This is a genomic window from Micromonospora maris AB-18-032 (assembly GCF_000204155.1).
Taxonomy (GTDB): Bacteria; Actinomycetota; Actinomycetes; order Mycobacteriales; family Micromonosporaceae; genus Micromonospora; species Micromonospora gifhornensis.
Genome location: NC_015434.1, coordinates 5,658,114 through 5,673,824 on the forward strand (window position 1 = coordinate 5,658,114; position 15,711 = coordinate 5,673,824).

At 71.5% G+C, this 15,711-nt stretch carries 18 protein-coding genes; 9 read left to right on the plus strand and 9 right to left on the minus strand.

Going from position 1 to position 15,711, the window contains the following annotated elements; all coding sequences use genetic code 11:
• Nucleotides 1-42: 42 nt before the first annotated feature.
• The 3 genes from VAB18032_RS24970 (at nucleotide 43) to VAB18032_RS24980 (ending at nucleotide 3,492) form a co-directional block, all read left to right on the plus strand.
• Complete coding sequence (locus VAB18032_RS24970) at nucleotides 43-222, plus strand: DUF6104 family protein (RefSeq protein ID WP_013735712.1); 180 nt, start codon at nucleotides 43-45, stop codon at nucleotides 220-222.
• Between the two features lie 67 nt (nucleotides 223-289).
• Complete coding sequence (gene pta, locus VAB18032_RS24975) at nucleotides 290-2,380, plus strand: phosphate acetyltransferase (RefSeq protein ID WP_086011303.1); 2,091 nt, start codon at nucleotides 290-292, stop codon at nucleotides 2,378-2,380.
• A complete protein-coding gene (locus VAB18032_RS24980; protein WP_013735714.1) occupies nucleotides 2,377-3,492 on the plus strand; it encodes an acetate/propionate family kinase in 1,116 nt (371 codons plus the stop codon). The genes pta and VAB18032_RS24980 overlap by 4 nt, the downstream gene beginning before the upstream one ends.
• Nucleotides 3,493-3,528: 36 nt before the next feature.
• Here the strand turns inward: VAB18032_RS24980 and VAB18032_RS32410 are convergent, their stop codons facing one another.
• Nucleotides 3,529-3,699, minus strand: a complete 171-nt coding sequence (locus VAB18032_RS32410) for a hypothetical protein (RefSeq protein WP_013735715.1) — start codon at nucleotides 3,697-3,699, stop codon at nucleotides 3,529-3,531.
• Between the two features lie 124 nt (nucleotides 3,700-3,823).
• Between VAB18032_RS32410 and VAB18032_RS24985 the strand changes: the two genes are divergently transcribed.
• Both VAB18032_RS24985 and VAB18032_RS24990 read left to right on the plus strand, forming a co-directional pair.
• The gene (locus VAB18032_RS24985) at nucleotides 3,824-4,720 is read left to right on the plus strand and encodes an alpha/beta hydrolase family protein (RefSeq protein WP_013735716.1); all 897 of its coding nucleotides are present in this window, start codon (nucleotides 3,824-3,826) and stop codon (nucleotides 4,718-4,720) included.
• Between the two features lie 328 nt (nucleotides 4,721-5,048).
• Complete coding sequence (locus tag VAB18032_RS24990) at nucleotides 5,049-6,047, plus strand: alpha/beta hydrolase family protein (protein ID WP_043721821.1); 999 nt, start codon at nucleotides 5,049-5,051, stop codon at nucleotides 6,045-6,047.
• Nucleotides 6,048-6,138: 91 nt separating this feature from the next.
• Here VAB18032_RS24990 and VAB18032_RS24995 read toward each other — a convergent pair whose 3' ends face one another.
• The 3 genes from VAB18032_RS24995 to VAB18032_RS25005 form a co-directional block, all read right to left on the minus strand.
• Entirely contained in the window at nucleotides 6,139-7,101 is a 963-nt protein-coding gene (locus tag VAB18032_RS24995; RefSeq protein WP_086011304.1) for a zinc-binding dehydrogenase, read from the minus strand.
• Nucleotides 7,102-7,177: 76 nt separating this feature from the next.
• Nucleotides 7,178-8,356: an NAD(P)-dependent malic enzyme gene (locus tag VAB18032_RS25000; protein ID WP_043721824.1), complete on the minus strand. Its 1,179-nt coding sequence runs from the start codon at nucleotides 8,354-8,356 to the stop codon at nucleotides 7,178-7,180.
• A 138-nt stretch (nucleotides 8,357-8,494) separates the two neighbouring features.
• The gene (locus tag VAB18032_RS25005; protein ID WP_013735720.1) at nucleotides 8,495-8,842 is read right to left on the minus strand and encodes a S26 family signal peptidase; all 348 of its coding nucleotides are present in this window, start codon (nucleotides 8,840-8,842) and stop codon (nucleotides 8,495-8,497) included.
• A 69-nt stretch (nucleotides 8,843-8,911) separates the two neighbouring features.
• Here VAB18032_RS25005 and sodN point away from each other — a divergent pair, with 69 nt between their 5' ends.
• The gene (gene sodN, locus VAB18032_RS25010; protein ID WP_013735721.1) at nucleotides 8,912-9,316 is read left to right on the plus strand and encodes a superoxide dismutase, Ni; all 405 of its coding nucleotides are present in this window, start codon (nucleotides 8,912-8,914) and stop codon (nucleotides 9,314-9,316) included.
• Nucleotides 9,317-9,613: 297 nt separating this feature from the next.
• A complete protein-coding gene (locus VAB18032_RS25015) occupies nucleotides 9,614-10,021 on the plus strand; it encodes an ATP-binding protein (RefSeq protein WP_013735722.1) in 408 nt (135 codons plus the stop codon).
• An 8-nt stretch (nucleotides 10,022-10,029) separates the two neighbouring features.
• Here VAB18032_RS25015 and VAB18032_RS25020 read toward each other — a convergent pair whose 3' ends face one another.
• On the minus strand, nucleotides 10,030-10,419 hold the full coding sequence (locus tag VAB18032_RS25020) for a hypothetical protein (protein WP_043725689.1): 390 nt from the start codon (nucleotides 10,417-10,419) through the stop codon (nucleotides 10,030-10,032).
• A gap of 43 nt (nucleotides 10,420-10,462) precedes the next feature.
• Here VAB18032_RS25020 and VAB18032_RS25025 point away from each other — a divergent pair, with 43 nt between their 5' ends.
• The gene (locus VAB18032_RS25025) at nucleotides 10,463-11,407 is read left to right on the plus strand and encodes a diacylglycerol/lipid kinase family protein (RefSeq protein ID WP_013735724.1); all 945 of its coding nucleotides are present in this window, start codon (nucleotides 10,463-10,465) and stop codon (nucleotides 11,405-11,407) included.
• Between the two features lie 445 nt (nucleotides 11,408-11,852).
• Nucleotides 11,853-12,110 (plus strand): WhiB family transcriptional regulator, encoded by a 258-nt coding sequence (locus tag VAB18032_RS25030; protein ID WP_007072794.1) that lies wholly within the window; start codon nucleotides 11,853-11,855, stop codon nucleotides 12,108-12,110.
• A 107-nt stretch (nucleotides 12,111-12,217) separates the two neighbouring features.
• On the opposite strand, the gene VAB18032_RS25035 is transcribed toward VAB18032_RS25030, so the two are convergent.
• The 4 genes from VAB18032_RS25035 to VAB18032_RS25045 form a co-directional block, all read right to left on the minus strand.
• Nucleotides 12,218-12,967 (minus strand): sirohydrochlorin chelatase, encoded by a 750-nt coding sequence (locus VAB18032_RS25035; protein WP_043725694.1) that lies wholly within the window; start codon nucleotides 12,965-12,967, stop codon nucleotides 12,218-12,220.
• Nucleotides 12,968-13,044: 77 nt separating this feature from the next.
• Nucleotides 13,045-13,806 (minus strand): phosphoadenylyl-sulfate reductase, encoded by a 762-nt coding sequence (locus tag VAB18032_RS25040; RefSeq protein ID WP_013735726.1) that lies wholly within the window; start codon nucleotides 13,804-13,806, stop codon nucleotides 13,045-13,047.
• Nucleotides 13,803-13,964, minus strand: a complete 162-nt coding sequence (locus VAB18032_RS32415) for a hypothetical protein (RefSeq protein ID WP_013735727.1) — start codon at nucleotides 13,962-13,964, stop codon at nucleotides 13,803-13,805. Before VAB18032_RS32415 ends, VAB18032_RS25040 begins: the two co-directional genes overlap by 4 nt.
• Nucleotides 13,965-13,977: 13 nt before the next feature.
• A complete protein-coding gene (locus tag VAB18032_RS25045) occupies nucleotides 13,978-15,690 on the minus strand; it encodes a nitrite/sulfite reductase (protein WP_013735728.1) in 1,713 nt (570 codons plus the stop codon).
• Nucleotides 15,691-15,711: the final 21 nt, after the last annotated feature.

Consider the following 15,711-nt stretch of genomic DNA (forward strand, 5'->3'; position numbering starts at 1 on the left):
GCTTGCACCGGTACGACACCGGTGAGGGAAGCGAGTAGGCGGATGTACTTCACCGACCGGGGCATCGAGGAACTCGTCGAACGGCGCGGCGAGGAGCAGGTCAGCCTGGAGTGGCTCGGCGAGCGGCTGCGGGACTTCGTCGACCTGAACCCGGAGTTCGAGACGCCGATCGAGCGCTTCGCCACCTGGCTGGCTCGACTCGACGACGAAGACGACGACTGACACACCGCCGGAGGGCCCGACCGCCCGGGTACGAGGACCCGGGCGGGAGCCACCTGGATCTTGTAGCGTGAGGTCCGTGGCCCGAAGCGTGTACCTGACCAGTGTCGGCTCGGGCGGGGGGAAGTCGACCATCGCCCTGGGCCTGGCCGAACTGTTGTCCCGCCAGGTCGGCCAGATCGGCGTGTTCCGTCCTCTGGTCGCGTCGGACCGGCCGGACCCGATCCTCGCCCTGCTCAGCGAGCGGTACCGGGTCGGGCTGCCGGTGGCCGACCTCTCCGGCACCACGTACGCCGAGGCGACCGCGCTCGTCGCCGACGGCCGGCGGGAAGAACTGATCACCCGGATCGTCGAGCGTTACCGGGACGTGGAACGACGGTTTCCGGCCATGGTCGTGGTGGGCAGCGACTTCGCCGACGCCGGGGACGGTGCCGGGCCGCGCGAGCTGGCGTTCAACGCCCGGCTGGCCACCGAGTTCGGCAGTGTCGTGGTGCCCGTGGTCGACGGGTTCGGGCAGCAGCCGGCGGCGATCACCGCGGCCAGCCGGGGGGCGTACCACGACGTGGTCGACCTCGGCGCGACAGTGCTCGCCGTGCTCGCCAACCGGGTGCCGGGCAGCATGCGACTGCCCCGGCTGCCGGTGCCCGCGTACGCGATTCCCGAGGTGCCAAGCGTTTCCGCGCCGACGGTGGCCGAGGTGGCGGCGGCGCTCGGCGCCACCCGACTGGCCGGCGACGACACCGCGCTCGCCCGCGACGTGCTCGACTACGTGGTCGGCGCGGCGCACGTGCCGACCGTGCTGGAACACCTGACCGAGGGCGCTCTGCTGATCATGCCGGGTGACCGCGACGATCTTCTGGTGGCCGCGAGCGCGGCGCACGTGGCCGGTCAGGTGTCGCTGGCCGGGCTGGTGCTCACCCTAGGCGTGGCCCCCGACCCCCGGGCGATGCAGCTGGTGGAGGCGCTCAACGCCCGCCTCGCGGTGCTCTCGGTGCCCACCGACAGCTTCCACACGGTGGCCGCGTCGAGCCGCATCGAGGGCCGACCCAGCGCCGCCAACCCGCGCAAGGTGGAGGCCGCGCTCGGCGCCTTCGAGGCGCACGTGGACACCACCGAGCTGGCCAGCCGGTTGCGGGTCAGCCGTTCCACCCGGGTCACCCCGCTGATGTTCGAGTACGACCTGATCGACCGGGCGCGTAGTCGCCGCCGGCACGTGGTCCTGCCCGAGGGGACCGACGAGCGGATCCTGCGCGCCACGGAGATCCTGCTGCGGCGCGGAGTGGCCGACCTGACCCTGCTCGGCCGCCCCGACGAGGTCGCCCGTCGGGCCCGCGAGGTGGGCGTGGACATCGGCACGGCCCGGGTGGTGGATCCGGCCGACAGCCAGTGGCGCGACGAGTTCGCCGAGGCGTACGCGAAGCTGCGCGCCCATCGGGGCGTCACCGTGGAGTTGGCGTACGACATCGTGGCCCAGCCGAACTACTTCGGCACCATGATGGTGTGGGCCGGCTACGCCGACGGCATGGTCTCCGGCGCCACGCACACCACGGCGGCGACCATCCGGCCCGCGTTCGAGATCGTGAAGACCATGCCGGAGGTCTCCGTCGCCTCCAGCGTCTTCTTCATGCTGCTGGCCGACCGGGTGCTGGTCTACGGCGACTGCGCGGTCAACCGCGACCCGGACGCCGCCCAGCTCGCCGACATCGCGATCTCGTCGGCCGACACGGCGGCCCGGTTCGGCCTCGAACCCCGGGTGGCGATGCTGTCGTACTCGACCGGCAGTTCCGGCGCGGGTGCCGACGTGGAGAAGGTCGCGGAGGCCACCGCGCTGGTCCGCGAGCGCCGGCCCGACCTGGCCGTGGAGGGACCGATCCAGTACGACGCCGCGATCGACCCGGCCGTGGCGGCGACGAAGCTGCCCGAGAGCACGGTCGCCGGCCGGGCCACCGTCTTCATCTTCCCGGACCTCAACACCGGCAACAACACGTACAAGGCGGTGCAGCGCTCGGCCGGAGCGGTGGCCGTCGGGCCGGTGATGCAGGGTCTGCGCCGGCCGGTGAACGATCTCTCCCGAGGGGCTACCGTGCCGGACATCGTCAACACCGTGGCGATCACCGCCATCCAGGCCGCCACGCTTACCGACAACGGGGCGACGTCGTGAGCAAGGTGCTGGTGCTCAACTGCGGGTCGTCGTCGGTCAAATACCGGCTGTACGACGACGACCGGGTGCTCACCAAGGGCACCGTCGAACGGGTCGGGGAGCCGGACGGTGGCCCGCCCGACCACGCCGCCGCGGTCCGGCAGATCCTGGCCGGGCTGGACCTGAGCGGGCTCACCGTCGTCGGGCACCGGGTGGTGCACGGCGGCCGACGCTTCACCGCTCCGGCGCTTGTGGACGACGCGGTGCTGGCCGCCATCGCCGACCTGGTGCCGTTGGCCCCGCTGCACAACCCGGCGAACCTCGCCGGCATCGAGATGGCGCGCGCGGCACTGCCGCAGGTGCCGCAGGTCGCCGTCTTCGACACGGCGTTCCACCACACCCTGCCCGAGTCCGCCGCCACCTACGCGATCGACCGTGACACCGCGCAGCGGTACGGCGTGCGCCGGTACGGCTTCCACGGCACCTCGCACTCGTACGTCTCCCGGCGCACGGCGGAACTGCTGAACCGCCCGTACGCCGAGGTCAACACGATCAGCCTGCACCTGGGCAACGGGGCCAGCGCGTGCGCGATCGCCGGTGGACGCAGCGTCGCCACCTCGATGGGCATGTCCCCGCTGGAGGGCCTGGTGATGGGCACCCGCAGCGGCGATCTGGATCCGACAATCGTGTTCCACCTGCGCCGGGAGGGTGGCCTGGGGGTCGACGAGATCGACGACCTGCTCAACCACCGCAGCGGCCTGCTCGGGCTGACCGGCGTCAACGACATGCGCGAGGTGCTGGCCCGGCGGGCGGACGGAGACGAGGCGGCAACGCTCGCCTTCGACGTCTACTGCCGCCGGATCACCGAATACGTCGGGGCGTACTACGCGCTGCTCGGCCGGGTGGACGCGGTCACCTTCACCGCCGGCGTCGGTGAACACGCCGCCCCGGTACGGGCCGCCGCACTGACCGGCCTCACCCGGCTGGGCATCACCGTCGACGCGGACCGCAACACCGGCAGCGGCGACCGCCTCATCTCGCCGGACGGCGCCGAGGTCGCCGTCTGCGTGATCGGCACCGACGAGGAGCGGGAGATCGCCCGAGCGGCCCGCGCAGTCGTCAACGCCACCTGACCGGCCCGAGGATCAGCGGGGCGCGACGGTCCGAGGTCAGCTGAGGGCGATCCAGCCGGCGACGGCGATCAGCAGCACCGCGAGCACGGCCACTCCGATGATCAGGCCGGTGCGGGAGGACGACTCGGCCGGTGTGTCGGTGGTGTCGGCGGCGAAGGCGCGAAATGCCTGGGTGTTGCCGCTGGGGTCGGTGTAGTTCTCAGCCATGCCGGAACCTTAGCGAAGCCGGACCGGTCGGACGGCCCTGGCTGGTCGGCCGAACGGCTCGCGTACGGCACCGGGCAACCGGACCCGGACGGGTGATCGCTGGCTCTACCGTGATGTCGTGGGCATGATCAGACGGCGGTTCGCCGCGTCGGCGGTAACGTTGCTGCTGGCGTGGCTGACAGGTTGCGCCCCGCCCGGTGACCCGCCCGGCCAGCCGGCACCGAGCGGTGCCGCCCCACAGGTGCCGTACGCGGTCGGCGTTCGGACGTTCGTCGTCGACCCCGGCTCGGCCCGACCGCTGCCGGTGACCCTCTGGTACCCGACCCAGGGCACCCGGATCGCCGACGGACGGTTCCCCGTGGTGCTCTACAGCCACGGCCTGGCCAGCCTGCCCGAACTGCACGCCGGCCTGACCGCCCGATGGGCCGCCGCCGGTTTCGTGGTGGCCGCCCCGGCGTACCCGCACACCCGGCGTGGTGCCGCCACGTTCTCCCGCGCCGACGTACGCCACCAGCCCGCCGACGGTTGGCGGGTGATCCGGCACCTGGTCCGGCTCGACCGCCGGGCCGCCGATCCGCTCGCCGGCCACCTCGACGTGCAGCGGATCGCTGCGGCCGGTCATTCGGCGGGTGGCTTCACCACCTCGGGCATGTTCACCAGCGGCCGCCCCGCCCGGCTGCGCGCCGGCATCGTGATCGCCGGCGGCGGAATGGCGGGCGGTTTCGCGGAGCCACCCGCGCCGATGCTCTTCGTGCACGGCACCGCCGACCCGGTGGTACCCCTCAGCGTCGGCCGTGCCGCCTACCGCCGTACGACCGGACCGTCCACCTTCCTCAGCCTGCTCGGCCAAGGACACGGCGAGTACCTCATCCCCGGCCGCCCCGGCTTCACCCAGGTCCTCGGCGCCACCACCGACTTCCTCCGCTGGACCCTCTACGGCGACCAACAGGCCGCCCGCCGCCTCCCCACCCACGCCCATCCCCCCAACATCACCACCCTAGAAACCCGCCACCCCTCCTAACCCCCCCCACGCCCCGCCCCTCCCCTCCCGCCCTGCCCGGCCCCGCGCGTCGATCTTGCACAGGGCAAGCGCAGCACAGGGCGAGGGGTGCATTACGGCGTCCGCCCACCGCCGAGGCGCGGCGATCTTGCACTTTGTGTCGCCGCATAACGCTCGAAAGGCGCGTATCAGCGACCGAAAGTGCAAGATCGCCGACACGAGGCGGGTCGCGCCACGAGGAGCGGGGCGCGCGGGGTGCGAGGTGTGCGAGGCGGGGGCGGGTGGGTGGGGAGGGGTCGGGAGGGAGGGCATGGGGTGGGGAGGGCATGGGGAGGGCAGAATCGGGGGCATGGCGCGTCGTGGGGTTTCGGTTCTGCTTGTGGGTGCACTGGTTGCGGCTGGGGTGGTGGGGTGCTCCGCTGATCCCGAGTCGGCCCCGCTGGCAGGCACGACAGCCACGAGTGCCACGGACACGCCGACGGCCACGGCAGCGCCCTCGGCCAGCGCGTCGGCTCCGGCGATTCCGGCCGGTAACGCGCCGGCTGACAGCTTCGCGGTCGGCGTACGACAGCTCAAGCGCAACCGGGACGGCGACCGGCCGCTTCCGATCACGGTCTGGTACCCGGCGGCGGGCCGGGCGGGTGGGAAGCCGACGGAGTCGGCTCGGGCGGCTGACGGGCGGTTCCCGGTGGTCATGTTCAGCCATGGGCTGGGCGGTCAGCCCAAGGACTACCAGGCGCTGCTGACTCGCTGGGCGGCGGCCGGTTTCGTGGTGGCCGCGCCGATGTTCCCGCACACTTCCGGGTCGGGCCAGCCCAACGTGCTCGACGTGCTCAACCAGCCGGCCGACGTGTCGTACGCGCTGAGCCAGGTGCTCGCCCTGGACGCCCGCGACGGCGACGTGCTGCGCGGCCGGCTGGCCACCGACCGGGTCGCTGCCGCCGGGCATTCGGCGGGCGGAGTGACCACGATCGGGCTGTTCACCACCGGGCGGGACGAGCGGCTGGCCGCCGGGATCGTCTTCGCCGGCACCGCGCTGGGGGTGGGGACCGCCTTCGCGGGTGCGGCGGCACCGCAACTGTTCGTGCACGGTGAGGCCGACGAGGTGGTGGAGTACGCGGCGGGCAAGGCGGTGTACGACAAGGTGCCCTGGCCGAAGGCGATGCTGAGCCTGCCCAACGGCGACCACGGTCGTGCCCTGCTGGGCAACAGCACCTCGCTACGGGTCGTCGCCGACACCACCACCGAGTTCCTGCGCTGGACGCTCTACGGCGACGCCGGCGCGAAGGAGCGCATCGCCAGCGCCGCAGCCCGCGACGACGTCGCCACCCTCGACAACCACCTGTGACCGAAGGGCGGTCCCCCGCCTGACCACCGAACACCGCCCAGCAGCACACCAGCACACACCGGCACGCCGGCACGCACCAGCACGGCCTGAGTCACGCGCCGTGGTCGATGACGATTTTGCCGAAGACCTCTCCGGAGTGCAGGCGGGTGAAGGCGTCGGCGACCCGGCTGAACGGCACCACGCTGTCCACCACCGGTCGCACGTTCCGCTCGGCGCAGAAGGCGAGCAGGTCGGCCAGGTCGGCGGGGGTGCCCATCGAGGTGCCCAGGATCTCCAGCTGCATGGCGAAGACCCGGCGCAGGTTGACCTTCGGCTCGTGGCCGGCGGTCGCGCCGCAGACGACGATCCGTGCCCCGGGGGCGGCGGACTTGAGGGAGTGGTCGAAGGTGGCCGCTCCGACGGTTTCGACCACCACGTCGACCCGTTCGGGCAGTCGCGCACCCGGCTCGAAGGCCGTCGCACCCAGCTCGGCGATCCGCTCCCGCTTGGCGGCGTCGCGGCTGGTCGCGTACACCCGTTTGCCCATCGCGGCGGCGAGCGCGACCGCTGCGGTGGCCACGCCGCCCCCGGCGCCCTGGACCAGCACGGCCTCGGCCTCGTCGACGCGGCCCTTGGTGGTGAGCATCCGCCACGCGGTCAGCCAGGCCGTCGGCAGGCACGCCGCGTCGGTCGCCGCCAGCCCCGCCGGCAGCGGCAGCAGATTCGACCGGGGTACGGCCACCCGCTCGGCGAGGGTCCCCGGGAAGTGCTCGGAGAGGATGGACATGCCGCGCGGGTCACCGGGTGTCGGCACGATCGGGTACACGACCATCTCGTTGCCGTCGGGGTCGATGCCCACCGCGTCGCAGCCGAGGATCATCGGTAGCTGTTCGGCGCGCAACCCGACGCCGCGCAACGACCACAGGTCGTGGTGGTTGAGCGAGCTGGCCGTGACACGCAGCGTCACCCAGCTGTCGTCAGGCAGGCTCGGCTCGGGCTGCTCACCGACGGTGAGCGCGGCGAGCGGGTCGGCGTCGTCGAATCGGGAGGCGAAGGCGGCACGCATGATCCGCACGGTAACAAGCTGAGCGCCCGTTAAGAAGGGGCCCTTCCTATGCACGAGGCGTTAAGAAGGGCACCTTCCTTACACGTCAGGCGCGGGCGACGCCGTCGCGACGGGCGGCCTCGGCGACCGCCTCGGCGACGGCGGGGGCGACGCGCGGGTCCAGCGGAGAGGGCACGATCGCCTCCGGGGTCAGCGCCTCGGCCACCACCGAGGCGATGGCGTCGGCCGCGGCGACCTTCATCGCGTCGGTGATCCGGGTGGCCCGTGCCGACAGCGCGCCCCGGAACACACCCGGGAAGGCCAGCACGTTGTTGATCTGGTTCGGGAAGTCGCTGCGGCCGGTGGCGACCACCGCGACGTGCCGCGCGGCCACCTCGGGGTGTACCTCCGGGGTGGGGTTGGCCAGCGCGAAGACGATCCCCCCGGGGGCCATCCCGGCCACCGCGTGCTCGGGGATCTGCCCGCCGGAGACGCCGATCAGCACGTCGGCGTCGCGCAGCGCCTCGGCGATGTCGCCCTGCCGCCCGTCGGCGTTCGTCAGCTCGGCCAGCTCCGCCTTGGTGCCGGTCAGTCCGGTGCGGTACGCGGAGATGATCCCCTTGGAGTCGCAGACCACCACCTGGTCGGGGTCCACTCCCCCGGCCACCAGCATCTTGGTCACCGCCACCCCGGCCGCGCCGGCCCCACTGACCGCCACCCGCAGGTCGCCGAGCTTGCGGTCGAGCAGGGTGGCCGCGTTGCGCAGGGCGGCCAGCACGACGATCGCCGTACCGTGCTGGTCGTCGTGGAAGACCGGGATGTCCAGCGCCTCGTCGAGTCGGCGTTCCACCTCGAAGCAGCGGGGTGCGCTGATGTCCTCCAGGTTGATCCCACCGAACGAGGGCGCGAGCGCCTTGACCACCGCCACGATCTCGTCGACGTCCTGCGTGTCCAGGCAGACCGGTACCGCGTCGACCCCGCCGAACTGCTTGAACAGCACGGCCTTGCCCTCCATCACCGGCAGCGCGGCGCGCGGGCCGATGTCGCCGAGGCCGAGTACGGCCGTGCCGTCGGTGACGACCGCGACGGTGTTCGACGCCCAGGTGTAGTCGTGGGCGAGCGCCGGTTCCGCGGCGATGGCCTCGCAGACCCGGGCCACCCCCGGGGTGTACGCGAGGGAGAGGTCGTCACGGCTGGTCAGCGGGACGGTCGAGACGACGGCCATCTTGCCGCCCCGGTGCAGTTGGAAGACGGGATCAGCAGGGTCCACGGTGGACGTAGGCATGGTGACTCCAGGTTCTGTCGAGCAGAGGCCAGCCGGTCGGGGCGCACGGTGAGGCGACGAGCGGCGGCGCGTGGTGCGGGGGGTCACCCGGGCGCTTCCGAGCATAGTGGGGTCGAGCGGCCCAGTATGTGGGCAGGGTCATAACGGTCGAGGCGGTACCCGCCCGGGGCGGGGCCAGTACCGGGCCACCACCCGGCCGAGCACGTCGGCGACCCCGTACGCCCGGGAGTCGTCGGTGACCAGGTCGTTGTCGCCGTACAGCCACCACCCGCCGTCGGTCGGACGGACCGCGCGCTTGACCACCAGCAGGTCAGGGCGGCTACGGAAGACGGCGATCACCACGTCGCCGGGCCGGATCTCCCGACCACCGCGGCGGACCAGCACCGCGTCGCCGTGCCGCAGCGTCGGCGACATGGAGGGACCGGTCACGAGTACGGGCGACAGTGGCCATCGCAACCGCAGCACGGACACCGGTTTCGCCTCCACCGCTCTCGGGGACCTCGTCCAGGAGTAATGTCGTCTTGGATCATCGCAAACGTCCTATGGAGGATCCTGATGCGACTTGCCCGCATCCTCGCGCCTCGCTTGACCGCCAGCGCGCACTGCGACCTGCCCTGCGGTGTCTATGACCCCGCCCAGGCTCGGATCGAGGCCGAGTCGGTGAAAATGATCTGCGAGAAGTACCAGGCCAACACCGACCCGGAGTTTCGGACCCGCGCCATCCTGATCAAGGAGCAGCGGGCTGACCTGGTCAAGCACCACCTCTGGGTGCTGTGGACCGACTACTTCAAGCCGCCGCACTTCGAGAAGTACCCCCACCTGCACCAGCTGTTCAACGAGGCCACCAAGCTGGCCGGGGCCGCCGGTGCCAAGGGTGCCACCGACCCGGCCAAGGCCGACGAACTGCTCCAGAAGATCGACGAGATCTCCAAGATCTTCTGGGAGACCAAGCAGGCCTGAGTGCCCGCCCTCGACGGCCGGTCCACCCCTTCCGGGGCGGGCCGGCCGTCGTCGTCCCGGCGCAGCGCGCACCCCGCCACATCGCCCGGATTCCGTCGTTCCGGCACTGGACGTACGCCGTCGTGGAACTCGAATTCCGTCTTCCGGCACCGGGCGTACGCCGCCGTTGACGGCGCGTGCAGCCGCCGCGACCAGGTGCGTGACCGCTGATTCCGGTGCCCGCCGGTCGGCGACAGCGATGCGAGTCGACCGGATGACCGACTCAGCGGGTAGAGTCCCCGACCGGGGGGATGAGTGGTGACTCAACTGACCGGCCAACCGACGACCGACGACGACATCGTGCACCTCACCGTGCCCGCCGACGGTGGGTACCTCGGCGTGCTCCGTACCGCCACCGCCGGCCTCGCGGCCCGCCTGCAGTTCGCGCTCGACGAGATCGAGGATCTGCGCATCGCCGTCGACGAGGCGTGCGCCATGCTGCTGGCCATCGCGCCCCGGGGGGCCGAACTCGACTGCCGCTTCGCGGTCACCGAGGACGCGCTGACCGTCGAGGTGACCGTGCCCACCGTGCGGGACGCCCGGCTCCCCGCCGAGTCCTCGTTCGCGTGGAAGGTGCTCACGGCGCTCACCACGTCGGCGTCGGCGACCGCGACCGACGGCCGCGCCACCATCTCTCTGCTCACCCGCCGCGCGTCAGGCTGGTGACGGCCGGTTCACTCGAATCCGAGGGCACGGGTCGTGGGCGGGCTCACCAGCAGCCAGGTGACGCCGAGCCCGAGCGCGATCAGCGGCACCCCGAGCCAGCCCAGACCGCCTTGGATCATGAACCAGCCGATCGGCAGCAGCATGAGCTGAAGCACGATGGCGGGAGCGCGGGCACCGGCCCGGTGGCGCACCAGCGCGCTTCCCAACGCCCAGAGCGCGACCGCGGCACCGATGGCGAAGGCCGTGACCAACAACGCCGACGTCAGGTCGGTGGTACTGGCCGTGAGGTCGGCCACGATCAGCCAGGCGGCGACCAGCCCGACGGCGACCGCCTCGACGCGTAGCAGCCGGACCGCCCAACGGAGCGTGACGGGGGTCGGGTTGGAGTCGATGGTCACGCGGGTCACGATACCCGTGCCGTCGCGCGGTACAGTGCGGCCCATGCGGGCCGTCCTGCTGGTCAATCCGAAGGCCACCACCACCAGCGAGCGCGCGCGGGACGTACTGGTCCGGGCGCTGCGCAGCGAAGTCGACCTCTCCGTGCGGTACACCCGCCGGCGTGGCCACGCCACCAATCTGGCCAGAGAGGCCGCGGTGGAGGGCGTCGACGTCGTGGTCACACTCGGTGGCGACGGGACGGTCAACGAGGTGGTCAACGGGCTGATGACGGCGACCAGCGTCGCCGGGCAGCCGCCCACCGCCGAGCGGTTGCCCGCCCTGGCGACGGTGCCGGGCGGCTCGACGAACGTCTTCGCCCGGGCGCTGGGCCTGCCCAAGGAGTGGGCCGAAGGCGCCAGCATGATCATGGAAGGGCTGCGGCTGGGTCGTCGCCGCACTATCGGCCTCGGCCGCGCCGACGACCGCTACTTCACGTTCTGCGCGGGGCTCGGGCTCGACGCTGCGGTCATCCACCGGGTGGAGGAGGCCCGTCGCCGGGGCCGCGTCCCCTCGCCGGGGCTCTACTTCCGCGCCTTCACCGCACAGTTCCTGCTCGGTGCCGAACGGCGACACCCGGCGATCCGGCTGGAGCAGCCGGGCGAGGCGACAGAGGGTGACCTGGCGAGCATCATCGTGCAGAACACCGCCCCCTGGACGTTCGTCGGGGATCGGGAGGCCAACCCGAACCCGGAGGCGTCGTTCGATCTCGGGCTGGACGTACTGGCCTTTCGTCAGCTTGGCGTCGCCAGTACAACACGCACCGTGAGGCAATTCCTCTCCGCCACGCCCAATCCGCACGGTCGCCAACTTGTACGGCGTCATGACGTAGCGGAGTTCACGCTGGTCGCGAGCCGTCCGCAAGCGTTCCAGCTCGACGGGGACTATCTTGGCGAGCGGGAAAAAGTCAGATTCACCTCCGTTCCGGCCGCACTCAGAGTAATCTGTTAGGTCTCCGGTACCACCGGGTGGAAGTTGGCCGCAGCGCCCCCCAGCGCGTGACGACCGCGACACCCCGAACGATGCCGGAAATGTCAGCATTGTCCGGCGGACTGTACTATATTGATTCTCGACTGTGGTAAGCCCGGGTGCCTGGAGTGATCCATAACCCGGACAAATGGGTTGTGGGCTTGCTCACCGCGCGGAGTTTTTCCGAGCGCCACCCTTGACATTGCGTAAGTTCGTGAAAGTATTCACAAGCGAACTTGAGTTACCGGGACATGTCCTGGACACGCTCAACAGGTTGAGTCGTTCCAGCAGGTCCCGGAGCTAGCAGCCTGCTCACGCATTGCCGAATTGATGGTTGCAAACCGTCACTGTCGACATTGCGGATGCATATAAGAAAAGCACCAACAGCAACATCTGCCACCCATCCAGAATGAGGAGTGTTGCCGCCATGGACTGGCGTCACCATGCTGTCTGCCGCGACGAGGACCCGGAGCTGTTCTTCCCGATCGGGACGTCCGGTCCGGCTCTCCTGCAGGTCGAGCAGGCCAAGGCCGTCTGCCGGCGCTGCTCCGTGACCGACCAGTGCCTGCAGTGGGCGCTGGAGTCCGGTCAGGACGCTGGCGTCTGGGGCGGGATGAGCGAGGAGGAGCGGCGCGCTGTCAAGCGGCGCGGTGGCCTCCGGGTGCTGCGCGCTCACTCCGCCTGACCGACTACACCCAGGACGCCCCGGCCGGCCCCAAGCCCGCCGGGGCGTCCTGCTGCTCCCCTGCTCTCCCGTACCCCCCAGGCCCCCGTTCAGCGGCGGTTCAGAGATCAGCGACTGCCGTCGACCTCATGCTCGACAAGAGCGTGAGGTGGTTGGGAGAGGCGGTGGAGGATGAGGTTCACCAGGTCCGGGGCAGTGGTCAGGGGGGCCGACACCGCGATGGCACCGGCGGCACGGGCCGCGGTCGTCACCGCATCGTGGAACAGCCCGGGGGCCAGGAAGTACGCAGCCACGGCGACGCGTTGCGCACCGGCGGCCCGTAGCCGCTGCACCGCCACGTCGACGGCCGGGGGTGCCGCAGAGGCGTACGAGACACGGGTCGGCATGTCGAGGGCGGCACCGAGGGCCCGGGCCACCCGACCCACGGACGCCCGCGCCGCCGGATCCCTGGTGCCGGCCGCAGCCAGCACCAGCGCGTCGAACCGGCCGGGATCCGCCTCGGCCAGCCGGTGTCGCAACGCGGCCAGCAGCGCCGGGTCCACCTCGTCGCCCACCGGGCCGAGCACATCGGTGATGTCCACCCGGATCGTCAGCCCGGACCGCTGAGCAGCCTCCACCGCCGTGGGGATGTCCACCCGCCGGTGGTACGCGGCGGTGAGCAGCAGCGGCACCAGGATCGCCCGGGAGTGCCCGGCGGCAGCCAGCTCACGCAGGACCGTGGTCGGATCGGGCTCGGTGTGGTCCAGCCAGCTGGCCAGCACCGGTTGCCCCGGCCGGGCGACCGAGACCGCCCGGGCCAGACCCCGGATCGCCTCGGCCGCCCGAGGATCACGACTGCCGTGAGCGACCAGGACCACCGGCTCGGCGGACGCAGCTACGCCACCGGCCCGGTCGCCCGACCGGGCCGGATCGGCGGGTGCCTCTGCCTGGTCGGTCAGAGGTGCAGTCCGCACTCGGTCTTCTCGAACATCGCCCAGCGGCCGGCCCGCGGGTCCTCGCCGGCCTTCGTCCGCCGGGTGCACGGCCAGCAGCCGATGGAACCGTAGCCGCGCCGGAACAGCTCGTTGACCGGCACGTTCCACCGGGCGATGTACGCATCGACGTCCGCCTGGCTCCAGGCCGCGATCGGGTTGACCTTGACCTTGCCCCGACGGGCGTCGAAGGTCACCACCGGCGTGTTGGCCCGGGTCGGCGACTCGTCCCGCCGCAGCCCGGCGGCCCAGGCGTCGTATCCGGCCAGCGCCCGCTCCAGCGGCTCCACCTTGCGCAGCTGGCAGCACTCGTCCGGCGACTTGTTGAACAGTCGTGGCCCGTACTCGCCGTCCTGCTGGCCGACGGTGAGCCGGGGCCGGATGGAGCGGACGTTGACCGGCAGCGTGCGGGCGACCGCGTCCCGGACGGCGAGGGTCTCCGGGAAGTGCAGACCGGTGTCGAGGAAGACCACGTCCACCCCCGGCGCCACCCGGGACACCAGGTGGGCCAGTACCGCGTCGGCCATCGAACTGGTCACGCAGAACCGGTCACCGAAGGTCTCCGCGGCCCACCGGGCGATCTCCAGCGCGGGCGCGCCCTCCAACTCCCGGCCGGCGCGCTCGGCCAGCTCCCGTAGTTGCTCGGGGCCACGTCGCCCACCGCTGGTCGCAGTCGGTGCGGTGCCGACCAGCCCCAGGCCGGCGGCGGAAACCAACGCGCTCATCGCTGCACCGCCCGGGAGAGCAGGCCGGTGAACCGGACGGTGAACACCCGGGCGCAGCCGTGGCACTCCCAGGCGCCGTGCCCGGTCTCGCTCGGTCGCAGGTCCTCCTCACCGCAGTACGGGCAGTACAGCGGTGCGGCACGGGTCTCGCTGCTCATCGCGTCACCTCGCTCATCGCAGTTGCTCCTCGTCGACCCTGATCACCCAGTTGGCGAAGGTCTCGCCCTCGGTGCGGCCCGCCAGATAGCGCCGGGCCAGCCGCTCGACGTACTCGGGAAGCTCGTCGGCGGTCGTCTTCAATCCGCGCAGCTTGCGGCCGAAGCCGGCGGTCTGTCCCTCGGCCATGCCCAGCCCGCCACCCAGGTGCACCTGGAAACCCTCGACCTGGCGGCCGTCCGGCCCGGTGACCAGCTGCCCCTTGAGGCCGATGTCGGCGACCTGGGTACGGGCGCAGGCGTTCGGGCAGCCGTTGATGTGGATGGAGATGTCCGCGTCGAAGTCGCGCAGCTGCTGCTCCAGCCGGGCCACCAGCTCCTCGCCGCGCGCCTTGGTCTCGACGATTGCCAGCTTGCAGTACTCGATACCGGTGCAGGCCATGGTGCCGCGCCGCCAGGCCGAGGGGCGGGCCTCCAGGCCGATCTCGCGCAGGCCCGCGACCAGGGACTCCGTACGCTCCGGCGGCACGTCGAGCACCAGCAGCTTCTGGTACGGCGTCAGCCGCACCCGATCGCTGCCGTGCGCCTGCACCACGTCGGCCAACTGGGCGAGCTGGGTGCCGGAGACCCGACCGACCACCGGGGCAGCGCCGACGTAGTTGCGGCCGTCCCGCTGCCGGTGCACGCCGATGTGGTCGACCGGCTTGTCCGGCAGTTGGGGGGCGGGCCCGTCGAGCAGCGTCCGGCCCAGGTACTCCTTCTCCAGCACCTCGCGGAACTTCGTCACGCCCCAGTCGGCGACGAGGAACTTCAGCCGGGCCCGGTGGCGCAGCCGGCGGTAGCCGTAGTCGCGGAAGATGCCGACCACTCCGGCCCAGACGTCCGGCACCTCACTCAGCGGCACCCACACGCCGAGCCGTTGGGCGAGCATCGGGTTGGTGGACAGCCCACCGCCGACCCACACGTCGAAGCCGGGGCCGTGCTCGGGGTGGTCGACACCGAGGAAGGCGATGTCGTTGGCCTCGTACGGGGTGTCCACCAGCCAGGAGATGGACGACTTGAACTTGCGCGGCAGGTTGGAGTACTGCTTGTCGCCCACGTACCGCGCGACGATCTCGTCGATCGCGGGAGTCGGATCGACCAGTTCCGCCTCGGCCACCCCGGCGACCGGACTGCCCAGCACGATGCGGGGGCAGTCACCGCACGCCTCGGTGGTCTGCAGGCCGACCGATTCCAGTCGCCGCCAGATCTCCGGCATGTCCTCGACCCGGATCCAGTGGTACTGGATGTTCTGCCGGTCGGTGATGTCGGCGGTGTCCCGGGCGAACTCCCGGGAGATTTCGGCGATCGTCCGCAGCTGCGCCAGATCGAGTTGACCACCGTCGACCCGCACTCTGAGCATGAAGTATTCGTCTTCGAGCTCGTGCGGCTCCAACACGGCGGTACGACCACCGTCGATCCCTGCCTTACGCTGAGTGTAGAGACCCCACCAGCGGAAGCGGCCACGCAGATCCTGCGGGTCGATGGAGGCGAAACCACGATGGGCGTAGATGTTCTCGATGCGGTCCCGCACGTTCAGCGGGTCGTCGTCCTTCTTGATCCGCTCGTTGGGGTTGAGCGGCTCGCGGTGACCGAGTGCCCACTGACCCTCACCGCGGGCACGGCGTGGTGCCCGGGGCGGGCGCGCCGATAGGTTCCCCGTGCGGGCCGGAATGTCGCTGACCGCCATCGCGGCGTCCTCCGTTGTCTG